At 70.5% G+C, this 20665-nt stretch carries 25 protein-coding genes and 1 pseudogene; 15 read left to right on the top strand and 11 right to left on the bottom strand.

Annotated elements, in window-relative coordinates:
* The 3 genes and pseudogenes from AC5P09_RS07285 to AC5P09_RS07275 all read right to left on the bottom strand — a co-directional run.
* The coding region (locus AC5P09_RS07285; RefSeq protein ID WP_493872996.1) for a ThuA domain-containing protein at positions 1–271 on the bottom strand (271 nt) is incomplete at its 3' end.
* Positions 272–291: 20 nt separating this feature from the next.
* A pseudogene (locus AC5P09_RS07280) lies at positions 292–357 on the bottom strand (NUDIX hydrolase); the annotation flags it as partial.
* Positions 358–411: 54 nt separating this feature from the next.
* Entirely contained in the window at positions 412–813 is a 402-nt protein-coding gene (locus AC5P09_RS07275) for a hypothetical protein (protein ID WP_493872995.1), read from the bottom strand.
* 712 nt (positions 814–1525) lie between these two features.
* Here AC5P09_RS07275 and AC5P09_RS07270 point away from each other — a divergent pair.
* Positions 1526–1906 (top strand): DUF5958 family protein, encoded by a 381-nt coding sequence (locus tag AC5P09_RS07270; protein WP_493872994.1) that lies wholly within the window; start codon positions 1526–1528, stop codon positions 1904–1906.
* A 120-nt stretch (positions 1907–2026) separates the two neighbouring features.
* Here the strand turns inward: AC5P09_RS07270 and AC5P09_RS07265 are convergent, their stop codons facing one another.
* Positions 2027–2440: an SCO4402 family protein gene (locus AC5P09_RS07265; RefSeq protein ID WP_493872993.1), complete on the bottom strand. Its 414-nt coding sequence runs from the start codon at positions 2438–2440 to the stop codon at positions 2027–2029.
* Between the two features lie 181 nt (positions 2441–2621).
* Between AC5P09_RS07265 and AC5P09_RS07260 the strand changes: the two genes are divergently transcribed.
* Positions 2622–2939, top strand: a complete 318-nt coding sequence (locus AC5P09_RS07260; RefSeq protein WP_493872992.1) for a hypothetical protein — start codon at positions 2622–2624, stop codon at positions 2937–2939.
* A gap of 15 nt (positions 2940–2954) precedes the next feature.
* Here the strand turns inward: AC5P09_RS07260 and AC5P09_RS07255 are convergent, their stop codons facing one another.
* A complete protein-coding gene (locus tag AC5P09_RS07255; RefSeq protein ID WP_493872991.1) occupies positions 2955–3371 on the bottom strand; it encodes an ATP-binding protein in 417 nt (138 codons plus the stop codon).
* Between the two features lie 112 nt (positions 3372–3483).
* On the opposite strand from AC5P09_RS07255, the gene AC5P09_RS07250 reads away from it, so the two are divergent.
* Positions 3484–4311: a helix-turn-helix domain-containing protein gene (locus AC5P09_RS07250; RefSeq protein WP_493872990.1), complete on the top strand. Its 828-nt coding sequence runs from the start codon at positions 3484–3486 to the stop codon at positions 4309–4311.
* Positions 4308–4493: a DUF397 domain-containing protein gene (locus AC5P09_RS07245; RefSeq protein WP_493872989.1), complete on the top strand. Its 186-nt coding sequence runs from the start codon at positions 4308–4310 to the stop codon at positions 4491–4493. Before AC5P09_RS07250 ends, AC5P09_RS07245 begins: the two co-directional genes overlap by 4 nt.
* A gap of 188 nt (positions 4494–4681) precedes the next feature.
* On the opposite strand, the gene AC5P09_RS07240 is transcribed toward AC5P09_RS07245, so the two are convergent.
* Positions 4682–5506, bottom strand: a complete 825-nt coding sequence (locus AC5P09_RS07240; RefSeq protein ID WP_493872988.1) for a hypothetical protein — start codon at positions 5504–5506, stop codon at positions 4682–4684.
* A 252-nt stretch (positions 5507–5758) separates the two neighbouring features.
* Between AC5P09_RS07240 and AC5P09_RS07235 the strand changes: the two genes are divergently transcribed.
* The 5 genes from AC5P09_RS07235 to AC5P09_RS07215 all read left to right on the top strand — a co-directional run bounded on the left by AC5P09_RS07235 (position 5759) and on the right by AC5P09_RS07215 (position 10301).
* A complete protein-coding gene (locus AC5P09_RS07235; protein WP_493872987.1) occupies positions 5759–6379 on the top strand; it encodes a class I SAM-dependent methyltransferase in 621 nt (206 codons plus the stop codon).
* A gap of 212 nt (positions 6380–6591) precedes the next feature.
* Positions 6592–7224, top strand: coding sequence for a VOC family protein (locus AC5P09_RS07230; RefSeq protein ID WP_493872986.1), 633 nt, complete (start codon positions 6592–6594; stop codon positions 7222–7224).
* A 181-nt stretch (positions 7225–7405) separates the two neighbouring features.
* A complete protein-coding gene (locus AC5P09_RS07225; protein WP_493872985.1) occupies positions 7406–8449 on the top strand; it encodes a polyprenyl synthetase family protein in 1044 nt (347 codons plus the stop codon).
* A gap of 197 nt (positions 8450–8646) precedes the next feature.
* A complete protein-coding gene (locus AC5P09_RS07220; RefSeq protein WP_493872984.1) occupies positions 8647–9543 on the top strand; it encodes an ABC transporter ATP-binding protein in 897 nt (298 codons plus the stop codon).
* Positions 9540–10301: an ABC transporter permease gene (locus AC5P09_RS07215; RefSeq protein ID WP_493872983.1), complete on the top strand. Its 762-nt coding sequence runs from the start codon at positions 9540–9542 to the stop codon at positions 10299–10301. The genes AC5P09_RS07220 and AC5P09_RS07215 overlap by 4 nt, the downstream gene beginning before the upstream one ends.
* Positions 10302–10368: 67 nt before the next feature.
* Here the strand turns inward: AC5P09_RS07215 and AC5P09_RS07210 are convergent, their stop codons facing one another.
* Positions 10369–10620, bottom strand: coding sequence for a hypothetical protein (locus tag AC5P09_RS07210; protein ID WP_493872982.1), 252 nt, complete (start codon positions 10618–10620; stop codon positions 10369–10371).
* Between the two features lie 127 nt (positions 10621–10747).
* On the opposite strand from AC5P09_RS07210, the gene AC5P09_RS07205 reads away from it, so the two are divergent.
* Positions 10748–11305: a CAP domain-containing protein gene (locus tag AC5P09_RS07205; RefSeq protein WP_493872981.1), complete on the top strand. Its 558-nt coding sequence runs from the start codon at positions 10748–10750 to the stop codon at positions 11303–11305.
* A 30-nt stretch (positions 11306–11335) separates the two neighbouring features.
* Here AC5P09_RS07205 and AC5P09_RS07200 read toward each other — a convergent pair whose 3' ends face one another.
* Entirely contained in the window at positions 11336–12256 is a 921-nt protein-coding gene (locus tag AC5P09_RS07200) for a terpene synthase family protein (RefSeq protein WP_493872980.1), read from the bottom strand.
* Between the two features lie 363 nt (positions 12257–12619).
* Here AC5P09_RS07200 and AC5P09_RS07195 point away from each other — a divergent pair, with 363 nt between their 5' ends.
* Entirely contained in the window at positions 12620–12853 is a 234-nt protein-coding gene (locus AC5P09_RS07195) for a hypothetical protein (RefSeq protein WP_493872979.1), read from the top strand.
* Positions 12854–12934: 81 nt separating this feature from the next.
* Complete coding sequence (locus AC5P09_RS07190; protein ID WP_493872978.1) at positions 12935–13339, top strand: VOC family protein; 405 nt, start codon at positions 12935–12937, stop codon at positions 13337–13339.
* On the opposite strand, the gene AC5P09_RS07185 is transcribed toward AC5P09_RS07190, so the two are convergent.
* Positions 13319–14008: an AraC family transcriptional regulator gene (locus AC5P09_RS07185; protein WP_493872977.1), complete on the bottom strand. Its 690-nt coding sequence runs from the start codon at positions 14006–14008 to the stop codon at positions 13319–13321. The genes AC5P09_RS07190 and AC5P09_RS07185 overlap by 21 nt on opposite strands.
* 10 nt (positions 14009–14018) lie before the next feature.
* Positions 14019–14963 (bottom strand): AraC family transcriptional regulator, encoded by a 945-nt coding sequence (locus AC5P09_RS07180; RefSeq protein WP_493872976.1) that lies wholly within the window; start codon positions 14961–14963, stop codon positions 14019–14021.
* Between the two features lie 80 nt (positions 14964–15043).
* Between AC5P09_RS07180 and AC5P09_RS07175 the strand changes: the two genes are divergently transcribed.
* Positions 15044–15895, top strand: a complete 852-nt coding sequence (locus tag AC5P09_RS07175; RefSeq protein ID WP_493872975.1) for a Rossmann-fold NAD(P)-binding domain-containing protein — start codon at positions 15044–15046, stop codon at positions 15893–15895.
* A 123-nt stretch (positions 15896–16018) separates the two neighbouring features.
* Here AC5P09_RS07175 and AC5P09_RS07170 read toward each other — a convergent pair whose 3' ends face one another.
* Positions 16019–17164: a YihY/virulence factor BrkB family protein gene (locus AC5P09_RS07170; RefSeq protein ID WP_307678051.1), complete on the bottom strand. Its 1146-nt coding sequence runs from the start codon at positions 17162–17164 to the stop codon at positions 16019–16021.
* A gap of 166 nt (positions 17165–17330) precedes the next feature.
* Here AC5P09_RS07170 and AC5P09_RS07165 point away from each other — a divergent pair, with 166 nt between their 5' ends.
* Both AC5P09_RS07165 and AC5P09_RS07160 read left to right on the top strand, forming a co-directional pair.
* Positions 17331–18965 (top strand): acyl-CoA dehydrogenase family protein, encoded by a 1635-nt coding sequence (locus tag AC5P09_RS07165; protein ID WP_493872974.1) that lies wholly within the window; start codon positions 17331–17333, stop codon positions 18963–18965.
* A gap of 347 nt (positions 18966–19312) precedes the next feature.
* Positions 19313–20605, top strand: a complete 1293-nt coding sequence (locus tag AC5P09_RS07160; protein WP_493872973.1) for a GAF domain-containing protein — start codon at positions 19313–19315, stop codon at positions 20603–20605.
* Positions 20606–20665: the final 60 nt, after the last annotated feature.

The following is a 20665-nucleotide window of genomic DNA, read 5'->3' as shown; positions in this document are numbered from 1 at the left end:
CCTCACGCTTTGGTGATGTGACGGACCTTTCGGGCCGAAATGCCTGGAATGCTGAGAGCCGCTTAGGCTCTAAGCAATGGGTGAGGATCTCGCCGCTGGTGGAGAGGAAGACGACGGCGGCGTACGGGTCCAGGGGCCGTTCGAACGCCGCGGGGTCCTCGGTATGCTCGACCTCGAACTCCCCGAGGGTGCGGAGGGCGGCCACGGCGTACGGGATGGAGTCGTGGCGGTAGGCGGTGGTGCGGGTGTGGACGAGGAGTCGGGGGGCCATGACGTCCGACCTTACGCACTCCGGAGGCGAACGACGTGGTACTCCCACCTGCGCCCGTCAGGCTGCTGGACGTCGACCAGGCACAGATATCGAACCTGAGCTTAGGAAGCTGCGGTGCTCTAGGGCCGTCGGTGAGCGGCCTACCACTTCCGCCACTTGTCCGTGAGCTGGTGCCTGCCGAGTCCATGCCGGGCGGTAAGCGCGACGACATCGACGCCGTGTTCGGTGAGCGACTCGTCGATGTAGTCGCACAGCTCCTCGCGCTCGCCGGTTTCGAAGGCGCTTCCGTTGCGGGCGTCATTCACGGCGTTCAGGGCCAGGACGGCGCGTTCTACTACGGCAAGAATCTGCGCATCGTCCGCTTCGGCCAGTCTCGCCAGGTCCGCCTCATAGGAGTCGAGGACGGCATCGGTGGCCGTGAGCAGATCTTCGGGGAACAGTCCAGCCATGCAGGCGCACTCGGGGTCCAAGGCACCGGAGGCAAGCTCCTCGGCTTCCTCGGCTATGCCGTCGCGCCAACTCGTCGTAGGTCTCTCAGCCATGAAGCGGACCGTACAGCGCAGGTCTGACACTCGACTGCACTCTCGGCGGAGGCGCGCGACTCAGCAGCGGGCGCACGCTTTCCAACTGTGTTGGTGGTCCCAAGGGCCTCGGACGGGGACCGTCCACCTGTGTTCATGGTCGACCGGTCGCCTGAGCGGCTAGCGCCTCGGGTCTCGTCTGAACGCCTGTGAACGGCGGTGAATGAGACGGAAAATGAGACGGACGGAGAGGCCGGGCTCGCTAGCATCTCCTCTGTCAAAGGGGGAGTCATGGTGCTGGTCCGCAAGGGATCACGACGGATCGTTGTCGACGGCACTGTGTACCGCTGGCGGTTGCGAGGCAGGCCGACGTACTTCCAGGGACTGGCCTGGTCGCCCTGCACGTTCGCGGTCGAGCATGCGGACACCCGAGGGCAAACACTCGTGGTCACCACCCACCAGCCGCATCCGAGCAACTGGATCGGTCGTGAGGCTGAACCGGTACTGCCCACTGCCGTGGCCGCGGCCGTTCGGCTAGCCCTGCGCGAGGGTTGGACTCCGACGGCTCCGGGGTCCGCGTTCCACCACGACCAGTCCGCCGGGTTCACGCCTTCGCACTGAGCAGGGCCAGGGAATCGTCGGTGTCTGTGCCTCAGCCGATGCCAGTCATCCACGATGGGAGTGCGTCGCCTTTGCCATACGGGGGTGGGAATCTGTGTTGTACGCACACGAGGTGATCCTGAACGAGCTGGCACAGGGTTTCAGACCGTCATCTGAGGGTGTCGAGTGGTTCGAGAACCTCTCGGAGGATGACCAACGCCAGGCTTTGCACGCGCTGGTGCTGTTCTGCAGCCAGGCCCGTGCGCGGGAGGACGATGTGCCGGCGAGCATCGCGCGCTCCGGCATTCGCCCCACTCACACGCCTGCAGTGATGCTCACGAAGTGGCGCTTCGGGATGGACCGACTTCCGGCCTATGAACTCACGAAGGCGTTTCGCCTGCTCATTGCCCTCTTCAGCATCGCCGATGGCCGTAGGCGGGCGCTGCACTGCGCCGACGGCTGCGGTCACGAATGGCACAACTTGTCAGCTCAGCCACGTCCAACCCAGGGCTGACTCTCCCCTGGGTCTTGTCGGGGATCTTTGTGACCTGGGTTTCCGCTGGTCAGGGCAGTTCTCGCAGACGGCCGAGTAGTTGGCATTGGTCGACAACGGCCCGTCGGCCTGTCCGACGATCTACGAGCTGTCGGTGTGCTTGGCCTCCCACAGGGTTGCAAGTTCGCTCAGGTCGTTCGCGACCATGACCTGTGCGAGACGTCCCGCGACGGTCACGACCTCGGGCCATGCGGATGCCTGGAGGTACTCCGCGTCGGTGTCGTTGGGGGCCTCAGCCGCTGCGGCGTTGAGCGCGGCGCCCAGTTGCCGCATAAGAGAGACCTCTTCCTCGGTCCTCAAGCTGATGCCGAGGTAGTGCTCAGGATGGTCGGCATCGCAGAAGTCATCGAAGAGCGTGTGGAAGATGTGGTCCAGGTTCTCGAATGATGACGGGTCGAGCCACACGTCCCGCTGCCACGGCGGGTTCCCCAGAGCCAGGACCGCTGGCACAAGGTGGACTCGGAAGTTTGCTATGCGCTGGCTGTCCTCGCTCACGGTTTCGAGGCTAGCGACCGCAGCCTCCGGAGGTGTCGGCATTTCCCCCAGACCGGTTCAGCGGCAGAGCTCCCACGGCTGCTGTCAGACGCATCTGCCCTCCATCGCCGGCGATCTGCCACCTGGCGCCCAGGCCTTCGCCACTGACACGGACCACTACGACTTCCGCGGCAAGCGATGCGTGAAGGACCTGGAGCTGCAGCTCGTCCGGGGCGTCGACACCGGCGACGACGAGGTTGAGATTCAGCTGCGACACAACTGCTGGAAGCATGACGCGGACCTGGTCATCCACTACACGGGCGTCTCCGGCGTCAGCGTCAGAACCCCCGAAGCCGAAGCCGACGACTGGACGAACCTCGGGGCAGTGATCCTGGACGAGATCCTGCCCCACAAGAACGGCTGCAGCCACGAACTCGCGTTCTGGAACGGCACGCTCACCGTCATCTGCCATGACCTCCTGGCGACCTGGACCGATGTCGACTGCTCCACGGGGTCGTGAATTTCGCCGCGTCGCTCAGCCCGAAGAACAGATCGCGAACTCGCACCACACGATCTTCCCCGGCGCCCTCTCCCCCACCCCCCACTTGTCCGCCAGCTCCGACACCAGTAACAGCCCGCGCCCACCCTCGTCCGGCGCCCCCGCCTGGGGTACGGCCGGTACGCCTCCCCCGCTGTCGTGCACCTCGACGCGCACCCCGCCCTCGTAAGGCAACGGCAGCAGGCGGAGCAGGAAACCGCGGCCCGGCGGTACGCCGTGCACCAGGGCGTTCGTCGCGAGTTCGCTGACGCACAGCACGATGTCGTACGACCGCTCCCGCACACCCCAGTCGACGAGCGCGTCGCGCGTGAACGCACGGGCGGCGGGGACGGACTGGCGTTCACGGCGGTAGAAGCGCTCACGTGGGGACGGTGGGTGAGTTTCGGTGTTCACATGACGAGAGTCACGCTGCGTGGCCATGATGTGACAGTCCGCGTACTCGTACAGCTTGTCCGTACGAGTACGCGACAGTGAACGTACGCCCGCGGGTGGGGAGTTGGACCACATGAGCACCACGACTCGACGGTCACGGAGGAACGCCTCGGCGATGAAGATGGTGGGCGCCCTGCTCGCCCTCTTCCGCGAGGCCGCCGGATACACGCAGAAGTCACTGGGCGAGCAGTTCGTCGTCGGCGAGCAGCAGATCGCGTCGATCGAGCAGGGCAGACGGCCGCTGAAGCCGGACCTCGCCGAGCAGTTCGACGAACTCCTCGGTACGAAGGGGGCGTTGGCCACTGCGTTGAGCAGGATGCCGGAGGTGGATCTCGTCCCGTTGTGGGCGGAGGAGTACCTGGATCGGGAGAGGGAGGCGATCGCGGTTTCGTGGTACGAGAGCTTGCTGGTCCCCGGCTTGCTCCAGACCGAGGGGTACGCGCGGTCGGTCTTCCGTAATCGCGTTCCGGTCTACGACGAGGACGAGATCGAGCAGTTGGTGGCGGCGCGCATCGAACGGCGGGAAATCCTGCATCGCAGAGTGCCGCCGATGATGAGCTTCGTGATCTGGGAGGCGGCGCTGGAGGACCGCCTGGGAGGCAACGAGGTGCACTTCGAACAACTGCGACATCTCAGGGAGTACGCGGACCTGCCCGGTCTTGCACTCCAGGTGCTGCCCCTCGGCCGCACCTCGCACGCCGGGCTCGAAGGGCCGTTCATCCTGCTGGAAACCCCCGAGCATCAGCGGCTGGGGTACAGCGAAACCCAGCGCGGCAGCACGCTGATCGCCGACCCGGACGAGGTGGCGATCCTTACCCAGAAATATGCGATGCTGCGGACGCAGGCCCTCAACACCGAGGATACGAGGGACCTGTTGGACCGTCGTCTGGGAGAGCAATGAGCGGCACCGCACTTGAGTGGTTCAAGTCCAGCTACAGCAGCGGCGAAGGCGGCGCCTGCATCGAGGTCGCCGTCCTCCCCACCACCATCCACATCCGCGACTCCAAAACCCCCACCACCCCCCACCTCACCGTCACCCCCACCACCTGGACCGCCTTCCTGAGGCTTGCCGAGCAGGCGTGACAGAAGAGACGACACCACGAGTAGTGGCAGCCACCTGATCAACAATGACGGCAGCCCCGGGGCGACAGTCACCACCTCCGACGCGTACGAGTGGGCTCCCAGCGGGTTCTTCATCGTCCATACGGTTCTGCGTGGAACCTGTCTCACCTTGATCCGGCTCTGTCGCGTTGTGGATCACATGTGTCACTTCAGCAGTGGCAGTGGACCCGGACGAGGATGGTGTCGCCGGGAAGGTCCGCGAGGTACGTCTCGCTGCCCGGCCATACGGCGGGCAGCGGAGGGTCATGCGGGCACAGCTCAGGCTCGCAGAAGGCGTGGACGGCCTCGATGCCGCGCTCGTACGCCTCCAGCCACCAGCCGTCCAGAGTGAGTACATCCGTATTCGGTGGTTCGGGCCGCGTGTGATCTCGAATGTACGCGGCACGGGTTCCCCCGTAGCCGATGACGGGGTGCTCCGAAGGATCGCTGTCGCCCAGGAAGCCCAAGTAGCCCAGGCCGAGGCTGAAGGGGTGGTCGAGGTACGCCCCGATCAGCGGCTGGGCCCGGTAGGCGGAGAACATCGCGTCTGCCCACCGGTCTCCGGGGAATGCGGCGGGATCGTTTAGCCAGCGGTCCACGAAGTCCGCGAGGGGAACGGCCGCAGGGTGCACGGCGGACAGGCTGTGCCACAGATCCCAGGACGCGGCGGCAGCACGCTCGGAAGCAAGCTGCGGCCGGGAGAAATCGAGCAGAGCGCGCGGCCCTCCGGCGCAGACGCCCGGGGCGCTGGGGCGGGGTGCGCCGTCAAATGCAGGGTCGTCATGGATGAGCCGGGGATCGTCTGCGTGTCCGGGGGCGACGGCGAAGCCCATGCCGTTGCTGCCGCCGCGGATGCGGCGGGAGTCCCACATGCCCCGACTGACAGGGTTGTCCTCTGAGTCGGAGTAGAAGGGTGCGAGAGCTTTCGCCAGCGCCCCTTCGACGTCGTCCGCGGCCTCGGCCGGCAGACAGACCGTCACCGTTACCCCAGCCATCACCCCTCCTTGCCGTGTCGGCGAACAGGATGATTGCACGCGTGAGGATCGCGCCGCTCAGGCTTACCCGCGTCGGCTGGGGCCGCGGACTGGGTGCTGGTCATCGGCGCGGTGGGCCTGGGGCGCGCGGAACGGAGCCAGTGGCCCCCGCCTGGACCACGGCCGATGCGAAACGCCTTGCCCGAGCGGCCTGAGGGAACGGTCTTGAAAACCGTTCGTATCGGCCCACGACCGCTGGCTACCGTCCGGGCTGTGGACACAACAGATCCCAAGGACCTCGTCCGGCGTGGGTACGACGCCGCGTCCCTGCGTTATGACGAGACGTACGGCGCCGAGACGAAGTACCGGTCCCTGTTGCGTGACCTGGGCCGGAGAGTTACGCCTGGGAGCGCGGTGCTGGACATCGGCTGCGGAAGCGGCGTGCCGGTCGCGAGGACTCTGGTCGATGCCGGCTACCGGGTCACCGGCATCGACATCAGCGAGGTGCAGATCCGCCGAGCCCGGGAACGGGTGCCTCAGGGGGAGTTCATCCACGTCGATGCCACGACCGCGACGTTCAACGCCGGTTCCTTCGACGCGGTCGTCTCCTTCTACGCCCTGATCCACATTCCGTTGGCCGAACAACCGCCTCTGCTCCGCCGTATCGCCAAGTGGCTGCGCCCAGGAGGCTGGTTCGTGGCCACCACCGGGTCGGGCGCGTGGACCGGCGCCGAGGAGAACTGGCTCGGCAGCGGGGCCCCGATGTGGTGGAGCCACGCGGACGCGGCCACGAACCGTGCGTGGCTCACACAGGCCGGCCTCACGGTCGAGCAGGAGGACTTCATGCCGGAAGGGGACGGCGGACACGCCCTGTTCTGGGCGCGGCGCCCTTGACAGTCCGAGCCTGGGCCAGGAAGGAAGGCTGATGGAGTACGTCGTTCTCAATGCGCAGGTCGGTGACCTGTCAGGCGTCCTCTACCCCACTCGATACCTGGAACATCTGCCCTCCATCGCACGTCCCCGTGCGGACCTTCGCGCAAGGCGCCGTGCCGCCGCCACCGTGCAGGCGTTCCCCCGCGGGGTCCGGTGTGCGTAGCCTCGGCGCGATGAACTCCATCCCCGCGCGACTGGACCACCTCGTCCTCGCCACCCCCGATCTGGCGGCGACCGTCACCGACTTCAGCCGCCGCACCGGCGTGACCCCCGCGCTCGGCGGTGCGCATGTCGGGTTCGGCACCCGCAACCATCTGGTGTCGCTGGGCGGTGCCCGCTACCTGGAGATCATCGGCCCGGATCCGGACCAGCGCGCGTACGACGGGCCACGCCCCTTCGACGTCGACCGTCTCTCCGGCCCGCGGACGGTGACCTGGGCGATCAGCCCGCCCGACCTGGACGCGACGGTCGCGGCGGCCCGGGCGAAGGGATACAACCCCGGCTCGATCCACCCCATGAGCCGCCGCAGACCCGACGGCACCCTCTTGGAGTGGCGCCTGACCGACGGCGACACCGCCCACCCGTCCGGCCTGGTCCCCTTCCTCATCGACTGGGGTTCCTCACCTCACCCGTCGGCCTCGGGCCTGCCGGTCACCCCGCTCCTGGAACTGACGGCCACCGATCCCGACCCGGACGAGATCCGGCCCTTGCTCGCCGCCCTCGGTACCTCACTCACCCTCGCTCCGGGGCCGACGGGACTCTCCTTCACGCTGGACACACCCCGCGGACCCGTGACGTTCGACTGAGCGCCTGGCCTGCTCGCCATTGACGACGCCGGTCATCCGATGGTCGGCCCAGTGCACCGTATGAGATCTGGGCCGCTCTGGTGATCCTTCGGCCGGACGGTGCGCTGCGCTTCTTCGTGCTGGTCGGGCACCGATTGACTGACGCGGGTATCCCTCCGTCCGCAATCTGAAGGAGCAGTGCATGTCGCAGATCACCGACTCGGCCCCGGGCACCGTGTTTCCGCGTCTTGGCTGGGTCGACGACCTCCTCGGCCCAGCCCTCCAGTCGGCCGTCGCAGCCCTGCCGGCCGCTGAGAGCCGGGTGGCGGCCTATCACCGCGGCTGGTCCGAGGCCGACGGCACCCCCGTGGCGTCCATGCCGCGACGGGGCAAGGCCGTCCGGCCGGCGCTGACGCTGCTGTCAGCGGTGGCCGTGGGCGGCGACGCGGGCGACGCGCTGCCCGGCGCCGTGGCCGTGGAGCTCGTGCACGACTTCACGCTGCTGCACGACGACGTCATCGACGGCGACGCGCTGCGTCGGCACCGCCCGGCCGCCTGGTCAGTGTTCGGCACACCGGCAGCCGTACTGGCCGGGGACGCCCTGCTGGTCGCGGCCGTGCGGGCGGTCGCCGACGCGCCCCGGCCGCGGGCGGCCGCGGCGGTGCGCGAACTGGTCGGCGCCCTCATGGAACTGGTCGACGGACAGAGCCTCGACGTGGCGTTCGAAGAGGCGCCCGAGGTGTCGGCGGCGCAGTACCTGGCCATGGCGGAGGGCAAGACCGGATCGCTGATGGGCTGTGCCTGCGCTCTGGGCGGGCTGCTCGCGGGCGCCAACGACGAGCGGGTGGGCGGGCTGCGGGAGTTCGGACGCCGGCTCGGCGTCGCCTTCCAGTGCGCTGACGACGTGCTCGGCATCTGGGGCCGCACCACACGCAGCGGCAAGCCGGTCGGGGCCGACCTCGCGGCACGCAAGAAGTCCCTGCCCGTGGTGGCGGCGCTCGCCGGCACGGACTCGGCGGCGGAGCACCTGCGGGCCCTGTACGACTCGCCGCGTCCGCTGGACGAGCAGGACGTGATCGTCGCCCGCGAACTGGTGGAGAAGGCCGGCGGACGTCAGGCGGCCGAGGAGGAGGCGCGCCGTCAGATGTCGGCGGCGGTGCGGGCACTGTCGTACGCCCGGCCGACGGCAGACGCCTACCGCCAGCTGCAGGAGATCGCCTGGGCGATGATCCGCAGGGATTCCTGACCCCGGGCGGCACGGCTGCGCGAGGACGCGGCGAGGGCGTGCCTTCGGGCCCGGAGGATTCCTGATCACGGGGACGGCCGTGGGCGTGACTTCGGGCCCGGTGGGCCGTTGTCCGTGCGGTGGGCCGTTTTGCGACATCTGTCCGGCCGTCCCCTGAACCACCGGAACGGTACTTCGTGACGAAACGCAGTGAATTTGTGCAGCAGACCGAGCCCGGCCCGGCACCCCCGGGCGATCGCCCGGGCGATCTTCCGGCGGTGTCCGCCTACGGGCTGCAAGTGATCCGTGGCACCCATACGGTGCTGACGAACATCACCTTCTCCCTCCCCCGCGGCTGCATCGTGGGCCTGCTCGGCCCGAGCGGCTGCGGAAAGACCACCCTGCTGCGTTCGGTGGTGGGCGTCCAGCAGGCCACCGCGGGCCACGTCCAGGTCCTCGGGTACGCGGCCGGCGCCCAGCAGTTGAAGACCCGCGTCGGATACGTCACCCAGGCCCCGTCGGTGTACGCGGACCTGACCGTGCTGGAGAACCTGCGCTACTTCGCCTCCGCGCTGGGCATGCGGGGCTGGCGCCGGGAGGACGCGGTGGTGCGTGTGGTCAAGGAGGTCGACCTCGCCGGATACGCCGACAAGCTCGTCGCCCGTCTCTCGGGCGGTCAGTATTCGCGCGTCTCCCTGGCGGTGGCGCTGCTGAACGAGCCCGAGCTGCTGGTCATGGACGAGCCGACCGTCGGGCTCGACCCCCTCGTGCGGCGGGAGCTCTGGCTGGTGTTCCAGCGGCTGGCCATGGCGGGCACCACGCTGCTGATCTCCAGCCACGTGATGGACGAAGCCGACCGCTGCGACCGGCTGCTGCTGATGCGCTCCGGCAGGCTGCTGGCCAGCGCGGGCCGGACCGCCCTGCTGGAGCACACGGGCTGCTCCGATGTGGAGGAGGCGTTCATGCATCTGGTGGAGGCGGCGACGACGGCGGAGGCGCGCGCCCGGCAACGGGCCGCGGCCCAGAGTCTGTTGCCCGAGCTGTCCGGGCTGCTCGACCAGGGCAGCGCGCCCGACGCGGAGCGGGCCTTCTTCGCCGCGGACGTCCGCTCGTGAGCCGCGCCCCGCTGGCCGACCGGCTGCCCTTCTCCCCCACGATCACCGGTGCGACCGCGGTCCGGGTGCTGCATCAGATCTCCCGCGACCGGGGCAGCACCGCACTGCTGCTGGGCATCCCGTGCATGCTGATGGTGCTGCTCAAGCTGATGTTCCACGGCTCCGAGGCCACCTTCCAACGCGTCGGGCCGCAGGTCTTCGGCATCTTCCCAGTCATCGTGATGTACCTGGTGGCGTCCATGTCCACGTTGCGGGAACGCACCACCGGCACCGCCGAACGGCTGCTGACCATGCCCGTGCGGCGGCTCGACATCGTGCTCGGCTACAGCATCGCGTTCGCCTTCCTGGCCCTGCTGCAGGCGGTGCTCTCCACCCTGCTGTCCGTCGGCCCGCTGGGGCTGGACATCAAGGGGCCCGCCTACCTGCTGATGGTGATCGCCATGCTCGGCGCCCTGCTGGGCCTGGCCCTGGGACTGCTGGTGAGCGCCTTCGCCCGCAACGAGTTCCAGGCGGTGCAGTTCCTGCCGGCAGCGGTCCTGCCGCAGTTCCTGGTGTGCGGGCTGTTCGTGCCCCGCGACGAGATGCAGGGGGCCCTGTCGGGCGCCTCCAAGCTGATGCCGATGACGTACGCCGTCCAGGCCGCCGGCGAGGCCGCCACGCACTCCGGTATCACCGGGCTGTTCGTCCGCGACGCCCTGCTGACCCTGGGGTGCGTGATCATCGTGCTCGTCGCCAGCGCCGCCACGCTCAAACGCTGAACGGGGCAGCAACGCAGACGGCTTCCCCCCGGACACCCGGGAGGAAGCCGTCGACGCCAGTGCCTGATCAGTCCCTCACGCCCCACGAGAAACCGCCGGAGATCGTGCCGCTGCGCGGGAACTCGAACGGGCCGAAGCCCAGGGGCCGTTCGTGGCGGCCGCCGCCCGGGTAGCCGTCGAAGTCGTCCGCGGCGAGCCGGCTCACGGCCTGGGCGGGCCCTGCCGGCGCGGCGGCAGCGGCGGCTGTGACCGCGGCACTCGCGGTCAGGGCGAGCGCGGCGAGCGATACGACGGCGAAACGGCGAATCTGCAATGACATGAAAACCCTCCTGGGCGACAGGAATTCGAATGGGGGTGTTTTCGACCCTAGCCGCCTCCCGGGTCATGCCAGGCTGAGAAATGCCGCATTCCCTCGAAGGGAGAGAAAAAGAGAAAGTGGGAAAACCATGAACTCACCCTGCCGGACAACGCTCTTGGCCGCGTCGGCCGCCCTCGCGGCACTGCTGCCCTACGCACCGACGGCCTCGGCCGGACCGCCCGTGCCCGGGCCACCGGCCTACCAGGTTCCCCGGTGGCCCGGGCCGGCCGACGGGCAGTGGCAGGACTCCTCCCGCCCCAGGCCGAGCCCGGCGGCCGATGCGGCCGCCGAGATCAACCGGCGCCGCACCGCGGCCGGATGCCATCGGGTGCGGCTGCGGACCGCCCTCAACCGCGCCGCCCAGGCACACAGCGCCGACATGGCCCGTCACGAACGCCTCGGCCACACCGGATCCGACGGCTCCAGCCCCCAGGACCGGATGCGAGCAGCCGGCTACCACCCCAGGCACTCGGCGGAGGCCGTCGCAGCCGGTACGGCCACCGCCAGTGGCGCCGTCAGAGCGTGGATGGACAGCCCGCCGCACCGCGACATCATCCTCACCTGCCGCTACACCGACGCGGGCATCGGCGTGGCGGACGGCCCCGGCGGCCCATGGTGGACCCTGGACCTCGCCACGCCACGCTGAGACCGTCGTCGAGGGCGCCCTGCGAGCGGCTCAGCCGAGGTCCGCATCCCACCACCAGGCGACGGAAGGTGCGCCCTCCACCGGCCCCGGCCGCAGATCGGACGGTTCCTCGGCCCAGGCCTGCCGCGTGTCCTCCATCTCGTCCGGCCAGTGACCGAGGCTGAGATAGCGGGGCACCCTCAGGCCCCACTCGTTGTTGCCGCGCAGTCCGTGGCGCAACCCCTGCAGATAGGTCGCGAGGTCGGCTCCGGCCGTCGGCCGCACACGGTCGTGCAGGTCCAGGAAACGCCGCAGGATGCGGTCGCGCAGTGCGTTGGCCTCCTCGACGGCCTGCTGCAGGGACAGCGAACGCTCGGCCATCAGGACCGTGTAGATGTTCTGGTCGGCCTGGCCCCGGCTCAGTTCCTTGTGCAGGGAGTGCCGGTCGTTGTCGAGGGACGCCACCATGATCGCCATCTCGGTCAGCGCCAGCACCGCCGGGTGGTGCAACTCGCGGTCGGGCACCTCGGCCCCGGTGGCCAGCTCCAGCAGCGCGAACGTCGGATAACCGCCCGCCGACAGCAGCCGCATCGCCAGGAACTCGTCCAGCGCGGGCATCCGGCCCACGGCCTGGTTGCCGATCTGCCAGGCCACCCCGGACAGCCACGCCCGGTGCGCGTGGACGAACCGGCTGACCTGGGTGGGCGGCGCGAAGGAGCGGAAACGGCGCATGATGTCCTGCAGGACGCGGGCGTACCGGTCGTCGGGCGTCGCCAGGTCGGTCTCGCAGGCCCGCTGCACCTGGCCGGCCAGGGCGTTGAACTGTGCGGGACGGCCGCTCAGCGGTCCGCTGTCGCAGCGCGCGTCGTCGAACGCGAAGCCCCAGTACACCCACATGCTCGCCGCCAGCAGCCGGTCGTCGTCGGCCACCGGGGTGAACCGGGCGAAGAAGTCGGCGCTGTGCGTCGCCACGACCCATGCCGTTTCGCGTTCCGACGCACACATTTCGCTGCCCCGGATCCATTCCACGGCCCGTTTCTCCACCTGCCGTGCATGCGGATGAACGGCGGATTCCAACGGGCAGTAAATGGGAGGCAATTCGACTTGGGGCAGGCGGGTTCCCACGGCAGCGTCAACCTTCCGGGAAAAGGACAGGGAGGGCCACGATCATGTGGGACGGGGTGCGGTGATGCGACGAGGCGTGCCCGCGAGCCGAAGGCGTCCACCGAAGGGATGACACGGCGCCCGCCGTTGACTCATCGCCCGGCGGCTACCCCTTAGATCACACTTCCGGCAAGCCGGTGACCAGGCATCGAGCACCTCGTTGAAGCCGGCATGCGAATCCGTACCTGCCAGCGTGCCGCTGTCCTCATCATGGTCCTCGCCGCCCTTCAGGGCGGCACGTCCGCCCTGGCCGACGGGAGGGACCCGCGGGCCCAGGGCGCCCCCCACACCCGGTCGGGCTCGATGGACCCGCTGACGCCGTTCGCCCAGGGCGCGTCGGCCCTCGCCGGCATGGCCGCGCCGTTCGTCGACGCGGCCAGCGGTGTCATGTTCCCCCGGGGCTGATCGCAGCCCACGCAAGAACTGAGCCCGATCCTGTCCGATTCCTTCAAGACCGGCCCCCGCGCCCGTGCCTACGGTGGCTCCATGACTCCACGATTCGATGCGATCGGCCTGGTGGCCTCCGACATGGCCGCCTCCGTCGCCTTCTACCGTCGGCTCGGTTTCGTCTTCCCGGAGGGTGCCGAGGAGGGGCCGCATGCCGAGGCCGGGCTGCCGGGCGGGCTGCGGTTGATGCTCGACAGTGAGGAGATGGTGCGACAGATCCAGCCGGAATGGCAGCCGCCGACCGAGGGCGGGCGTATCTCGCTCGCGCTGCTGTGCGACAGCCCGGCCGAGGTCGACTCGGTGTACCAGGAGCTGGTGGGTGCCGGGTACCACGGGGAGCTGAAGCCGTGGGACGCGGTGTGGGGGCAGCGGTACGCGGTGGTGCTCGATCCCGACGGCAACGGCGTCGACCTGTTCGCGCCGCTACCCGGGGCGTCCCAGTAGGTCCGTCGGCGGCACGCCCGCCAACTCCTTCACGTCTCTTGCCAGATGGGCCTGGTCCGCGAAACCGGACCGGGCCGCCGTCTCCGCGAGGGGAACTCCGGAGCGGGCCAGGGCGAGGGCGCGCTGGAGTCGTAGGACCCGGGCCAGCGTCTTGGGGCCGTAGCCGAAGGCGGTGAGACAGCGGCGGTGCAACTGGCGGGAACCCACGCCGAGTTCGTCGGCCGTGGTGGCGACCGGGCGGCCCGCGTCGAGGGCGGTGACCACCTGTCGTAGGAGTGGGTCGGGGGGATCGGTCCCGGCGGCGCGTTCCAACGCCACCTGCTCCAGGCCGCTCGCCGGGTCGTGGGCCGCGTTCACCTGTGCGGTGACGCGCCGTACCTCCGCGGCCGGCCACACGTCGGCCAACTCCACCCGCCGGTCGCGCATCTCGTGCGCGGGCACGCCCAGGAGGGCGGGCGCGGTGCCCGGGTAGAAGCGGACGCCGGCCCAGGCGCTCGGCTCGCCCTCGGTGACGTACGCGCGGGTGTCGGGCCCGGCGATCACCAGTCGGCCCTCGTGCCACAGCAGGTCCATGCAGCCGTCGGGCAGGACACGCCCGGCGTCGGGCCCGGACGGGGTGTTCGTCCACACCACCGCGCCCGCCATACGGGATGGCCGCTCCGCGTACACGTAGGCCAGGCTACGCCGTCGGCACCATCCGCGTCCGATGCTCCTGCGGGCTCACCCCGTACACCCGCTTGAACGCGCTGGACAGGGCGAACGCGCTGCCGTAGCCGACCTGGCGGGCGATCGCCTCGAGGGTGTCGTCGGTGTCGCGGAGACGGTCCGCGGCGAGGGCGAGGCGCCAGCCGGTGAGGTACGTCATCGGGGGCTCGCCGACGAGTTCGGTGAAGCGGCGGGCGAGCGCGGCCCGCGAGACGCCGGCCTTGGCGGCGAGCGAGGCGACCGTCCAGGGGTGGGTGGGGTCGTCCTGGACGAGGCGCAGGACGCGGCCGACGACGGGGTCGGCGAGCGCCGCGTACCAGGCGGGCGGCGCCGCCTCCGGGCGGGCGAACCAGGCGCGGAGGGCGGCGATGACCAGCAGGTCGAGGAGCCGGTCCAGGACGACCTCCTGACCGGGTTCGTCGCGCACGACCTCGTCCATGAGGACGGGCGTGAGCGCGCACTGCCACATCTCGGAGGTGAGGGAGAGCAGCGGCGGCAGCGCGTCCAGGAGACGGCCGCTGATCTCGCCCTGGACCAGGTACGTCCCGATCAGCATCACCGTGGAGCCGTCGGGACGGTCGCCCCAGCTGCGGACGCCGATGTCCATGGAGCCGTTGAGGGGCCGCCCGTCCGGGTAGCGGCACTCGGCGCCCGGCAGGATCAGCGCCTGGGGCGCGGTGTCGGGGTGGTCGGCGCAGGTGTACGGGTCGGGGCCGCATGCGATGGCCAGCTCGCCGGGCCGCAGCCGCACCCGCTCCCCCGTGTCCGGCACGATCCAGGACTCGCCGCGGACCATCAGCATCACCGTCAGCGGGGCGCGGTCCTCGACGCGGACCGCCCAGGGCGGGTCGAAACACGCACGGATCATGAAGGCCCCGCGGGCGCGGGGGCCCTCCAGGAGGCCTGCGAGTGCGTCCATGGCGTCAGCGTAGACGCCCGCGCATGGGAATGAGCCGTTCAGCGATGGGCTGTTGAAGCGCGCGGCCGTTGACTGAAGGCATGACGACAAACACGGACAACACCAAGAACGCCCAGAGCATGACAGTGGCGGTGACCGGTGCCTCCGGGCGTACCGGGAGCCGGGTCGCCGGGGCCGCGCGGGCGGCCGGGCTGACGGTGCGGGCCGCGTCCCGCGCGCAGGGCTTCGACTGGGAGGACCCGACGACGTGGGCGGACACGCTGCGGGGCGCCGACGCGGCGTACCTCGTGTACCCGTCCGACATCGGCTCCCCCGCGGCCGCCGAGGGGATCGGCGCGCTCGCCCGGGAGGCGGTCGGGCTCGGCGTACGGCGGCTGGTGCTGCTGTCGGCGCGCGGCGAGGAGCAGGCGCTGGCGGCCGAGGAGGCGCTGACGTCCTCGGGCGCGGACTGGACGGTCGTACGGGCTTCGTGGTTCGCGCAGAACTTCAGCGAGGGGCCCCTGGTGGAGGGGCTGCGCCACGGGGAGCTGGCGTTTCCGGCGGGTGAGGTGCGGGAGCCGTTCGTCGACCTGCGGGACGTCGGGGAGGTGGTCGCGGCCGTGCTGGTCGCCGGGGACCGTTACGTGGGGCGGACGCTGGAGCTCACCGGACCTCGGCTGCTGTCCTGGCGGGAGGCGGTCGCGGAGATCTCGGAGGCGTCCGGCGTCAAGGTGACGTACACGCCGGTGCGGGTGCGGGCGTACGGGGAGACGCTGGCGGGGTTCGGGGTGCCGCCGGAGGAGGTGGAGCTGCTGATCGAGGTCTTCGAGGGTCTGATGGACGGGCGCAACGCGCGGCTGACCGATGACGTGCGTCAGGTGCTGGGGCGCGAGGCTCGGGACTTCGGGGAGTTCGTGCGGGACGCTGCCGCGGCGGGGGCGTGGAAGGCGTAGCGCCGTTGGGGTGCGGGATTTCTGCCGGCTGCGGGTCCGTCGTGGCTGGTCGCGCCCACGCGGCGGAGCCGCATATTGATACAGCCCCGCGCCCCTTCAGGTGCGCTCAGCCGGCCCGCGATATCAGGAACCCTCCGGCTTGTGCGGCGGATGCGTGCTCTTTACGTGCGTCCGCAGGCGGGAGGTCACGTCCTCCGGCGGCAGGAACCGCGACCACCGCTCGGGGAACTCGGAGGGCATGTCGGGGTCGTCCGGGTCGTCGGGGACCGCCGCGCGGGCCGCGGTGGCGCGGGCGACGTACTCGGCGACCTGCGCCTCGCGCAGCCGTTCGTTGGCGGCGCGGGCCGCGGCCGTCGCGGCGGCCGGCCAGACCCGGTCGATCGCGGCGTTGACCGCGGCGCCGACGAGGACGGCGAACGCGGACACGCCGATCCACAGCAGGACGGCGACGGGCGCGGCGAGGGAGCCGTAGATGGTGGGGCCCTCGACGGTGTTGGTCAGGTAGATGCGCAGCAGGAAGCTGCCGAGGACCCACATGGCGAGGGCCACCAGGGCGCCGGGCACGTCCTCGATCCACGGGGAGCGGACGGGGACGGACACGTGGTAGAGCGTGGTGAGGAAGACGATCGACAGCACGATGACGACGGGCCAGTAGAGCACCTGTACGACGGTCTCGGACCACGGCACGATGTTCACCACCGCGTCCGGCCCGGCCACCATCAGCGGCAGCGCGATCGAGCCGATCAGCAGGGCCACGACGAACAGCAGGAAGGCCATCAGGCGGGTCTTGACGATGCCGCGGACGCCGTCGAGGCCGTACATCACGGTGATGGTGTCGATGAAGACGTTCACCGCGCGGGAGCCCGACCACAGGGCGAACAGGAAGCCTATGGAGATGACGTCGGGCCGGCCGCCCTTCATCACGTCGTGCAGGATCGGCTGGGCGATCTCGGTGACGCCCTTGTCGGACAGGATCGTGCGCGAGGCCTCCAGGATGTTGGTCTCCAGGCTCGCGATGGTGTCGGCGCCGGTCCAGTCGTCGACGTAGCCGAGCAGACCGATCATGCTCAGCAGCAGCGGCGGCACGGACAGCAGCGTGAAGAACGCCGCCTCGGCCGCCAGGCCCAGGATCCGGTACTCCATGCACGAGTTGACGGTGTCCTTGATCAGCAGCCAGGCAGTCCTGCGCTTCGAGACGTTCCGGTACAGGGCACGCGCCCGATGGAGGCGTCCGGAGGGAGGCTGAGGGGATTCACTTGCTGGCTGCACGACCTAAAGGTATCCGTCGTGCCTGGGTGTGCTCATCCCCCGGTGCCCCGGCGGGCGGGGACGCGTCGGGGGGCGCGGCACCCGAGCCCCACGCCCGGTCTCCTGCCCCATGCACGGCTGCCGCGTCGCTGTGGTGACCTCCGCCGTGCGGGGTAGGTTCGCGTACATGGCAGGCAGCACCCACCCCGTGACCAACCAGCCTCCGCCGCTGGTCGGATACGACGCGTTCACCGCCGACCGTGCCCTGACGGCGGCGGTGGACCGGCACACCGCTCCGGACCTGCTCGACGAGGTGCGCGGCGAGCTCGCGGCGCTCGGCCGGGCCTGTGGCTCGGCGCAGGTGCAGGAGTGGGGCGCACAGGCGAACGAGTACCCGCCGAGACTGCGCACCCACGACCGCCACGGGCGCCGGATCGACGAGGTCGACTTCCACCCGGCCTGGCACCGGCTGCTCGGCAAGGGCGTCTCGGCGGGCCTGACGGCGGCCTGGTCCCGGCCCGGCGGGCATGTGCGGCGTGCGGCCGCCTTCCTGCTGTGGACGCAGGTCGACGCCGGCAACCTCTGCCCGCTGTCGATGACCCATGCCGCGGTGCCCGCGCTGCGCGGCGACCCCGCGCTCGCCGCCGTGTGGGAGCCTCGGCTGACCTCGATGATCTACGACCGTGAGCTGCGGCCCGCCCAGCTGAAGACCAGTGCCCTGTTCGGGATGGGCATGACGGAGAAGCAGGGCGGCAGCGACGTACGGGCCAACACGACGGCCGCCCGGCCCCTCGCCGAGGACGGGACGTACGAGCTGACCGGACACAAGTGGTTCTGCTCGGCGCCGATGTCGGACGGGTTTCTTGTGCTCGCGCAGGCACCGGAGGGGCTCACCTGCTTCCTGGTGCCGCGGGTGCTGGCGGACGGCACCCGCAACGTCTTCATGATCCAGCGGCTCAAGGAGAAGCTGGGCAACCGGTCGAACGCGTCCGCCGAGGTCGAGTTCGACGGGACGTGGGCTCGCCGGGTCGGCGAGGAGGGGCGCGGGGTGCGCACCATCATCGAGATGGTGGCGGCGACCCGGCTCGACTGCGTGCTGGGGTCGGCGGGCCTGATGCGGCAGGCCGTCGCGCAGGCGGTCCACCACTGCACGTACCGCGAGGCGTTCGGCGGCAGGCTCGTCGACAAGCCGCTGATGCGCAACGTGCTGGCCGACCTCGCGCTGGAGTCGGAGGCGGCGACCACGCTCGCGCTGCGGCTCGCGGCGGCCTACGACGACGGGAGCGAGCAGGAGCGGGCGCTGCTCAGGATCGCGGTGCCGGCCGCCAAGTACTGGGTGACCAAACGGTGTTCGCCGGTGACGGTGGAGGCGTCCGAGTGCCTGGGCGGCAACGGATACGTCGAGGAGTCGGGGATGCCCCGGCTGGTACGCGAGTCGCCGCTCAACTCCATCTGGGAGGGCGCCGGGAACGTCCAGGCCCTGGACGTGCTGCGCGCGCTGCAACGCGAACCGCTGGCGTTGAACGCCTACCTCCAGGAGGTCGGCAAGGCGCGCGGCGCCGACCACCGCCTGGACGCGGCGATCAAGGACCTGCTGACCGAACTCGCCGATCTGGAGGGCGTGGAGGGGCGGGCCCGGCGGGTGACCGAGCGACTCGCGCTGGTGCTCCAGGGGTCGTTGCTCGTGCGGTATGCGACACCGGAGGTCGCCGACGCGTTCTGCGCGTCCCGGCTGGGCGGCGACTCGGGTGCGGCCTTTGGGACGCTGCCGCACAGTCTGGATCTGGCCTCGGTGGTGGAACGGGCCCGGCCGGAATCCTGACCGGCGCCGGTCGCACAGCCGTCCGGTGGCCTGATCCGCGTACGTACCTTGCTCCGTGGGTGCCCGCACGGCGCGGGGGTGGTGCTGCGCCGACACGGCACCACCCCCGCCACTGGCCCGTTGGAGCCACGTGCGCCGCACTGGGCGGCATCGCTCAAGTTTCGAGGACGGCAGGGCAGTCCACCAGGGTTGCAGGGGGTTGCAACTTGCCGGCGTCTGTGGGCGGACTGGGTCCCTTCGACTTGGGCAGGCGGCACTATGAGACGGACAGTCAGGACGGGCTTCCGGACGGTGGCCGAAAAGCCACCGCGAACCGGTTGTCCCGAGCCCTTCTTCCGGGAGGTCCCGTGGCACTCTCGCCGACGGACGTGACGCAACTCGCCGCCGTGGACTCGGCGCGGGCGGCACGGGTACTCAGCGAGGTCCGCTCCGCGACGCTCTCCGGGCGGCGTGCGCCGGTCGCGCCACGGCCGGTGATCGAACAGTCCTGGGGGCGGATGCTGCGCGGTGGCGTCGATCCCGACCACGACTTCCGGGCCGGGCTGCTGTCCCGCGAGGAGGTGCAGCGGCGCCGCGAGACGACGGTCCTCCAGCATGTGCTGCCGGTGCTGCGGGAGGGTCTGCTGTCGGTCGCGGACGTCGCCCACCACATCATGGTGGTCGCCGACGAGCAGGGCCGGGTGCTGTGGCGCGAGGGCAGTTCGCCCGTGCTGCGCAAGGCCGACGGGCTCGGCTTCGAACTTGGCGCCGACTGGCGGGAGGACATCGTCGGCACCAACGGCGTGGGGACTCCGGCCGTCGTACGGCGTCCCGTACAGGTCTTCGCCTCCGAGCACTTCGTACGCTCGCACGCCACCTGGACCTGTACCGGCGCGCCCATCACGGACCCGCGGGACGGCCGGCTGATCGGTGTGGTGGACGTGAGCGGACCGCTGGAGACGATGCACCCGGCCACGCTCGCCTGGGTCGACTCGGTGGCCAAGCTCGCCGAGGCGCGGCTGCGCGAGCGGCACGTGACCTCGCTGGAGCAACTGCGCGCGGTGGCCGCGCCGGTGCTGGCCCGGCTCGCCGGGCGGGCCGCGGTGGTGGACCGGGACGGCTGGACCGCGGCGGTGACCGGAATGCCGTACACGAACCGGATCGCGCTGCCCAAGTCGCTGTCGCCGGGCCGTCGGTGGCTGCCGGCGCTCGGGCAGTGCGCGCTGGAGCCGCTGCCCGGCGGCTGGCTGATCCGGGCCGCCGACGAGCCGGTGCCGCGGGGCGCCACCCGGATCGTGCTGGACCTGGCGCAGCCGCGCCGCCGCTCCGTGACGGTGTCGGGCTCGGCGGGCTCCTGGAGTCATGAACTCAGCCCTCGGCACGCCGAGTTGCTCTATCTGCTCGCCCTGCACCGCTCCGGTCGCAGCGCGGCGGGGCTGGCCGGGGATCTGTTCGGTGATCCGGGCCGTACGGTGACGGTGCGGGCCGAGATGTCCCGGGTACGGCGGTATCTCGGGGGTTTCCTGGAACACCGGCCGTATCGTTTCTGCGAGGACGCGGACGTCGAGGTGCTGCTCCCGGCCGACCCGCGCGACCTGTTGCCCTGGTCGACCGCGCCGGCCGTGGTCGCCGCCCGCGCGCTGTCCGGCGGGACGAACTGAACCGGCTCGGAGTGCATCTTCCGCATAATTGCAGGTTCTTTGTCCGCTACCACCCCCCAC

The sequence above is a fragment of the Streptomyces sp. a15 genome (assembly GCF_059026085.1).
Note: the sequence above shows the minus strand (reverse complement) of the source record. Positions and strands in the feature narration are given on the sequence as shown.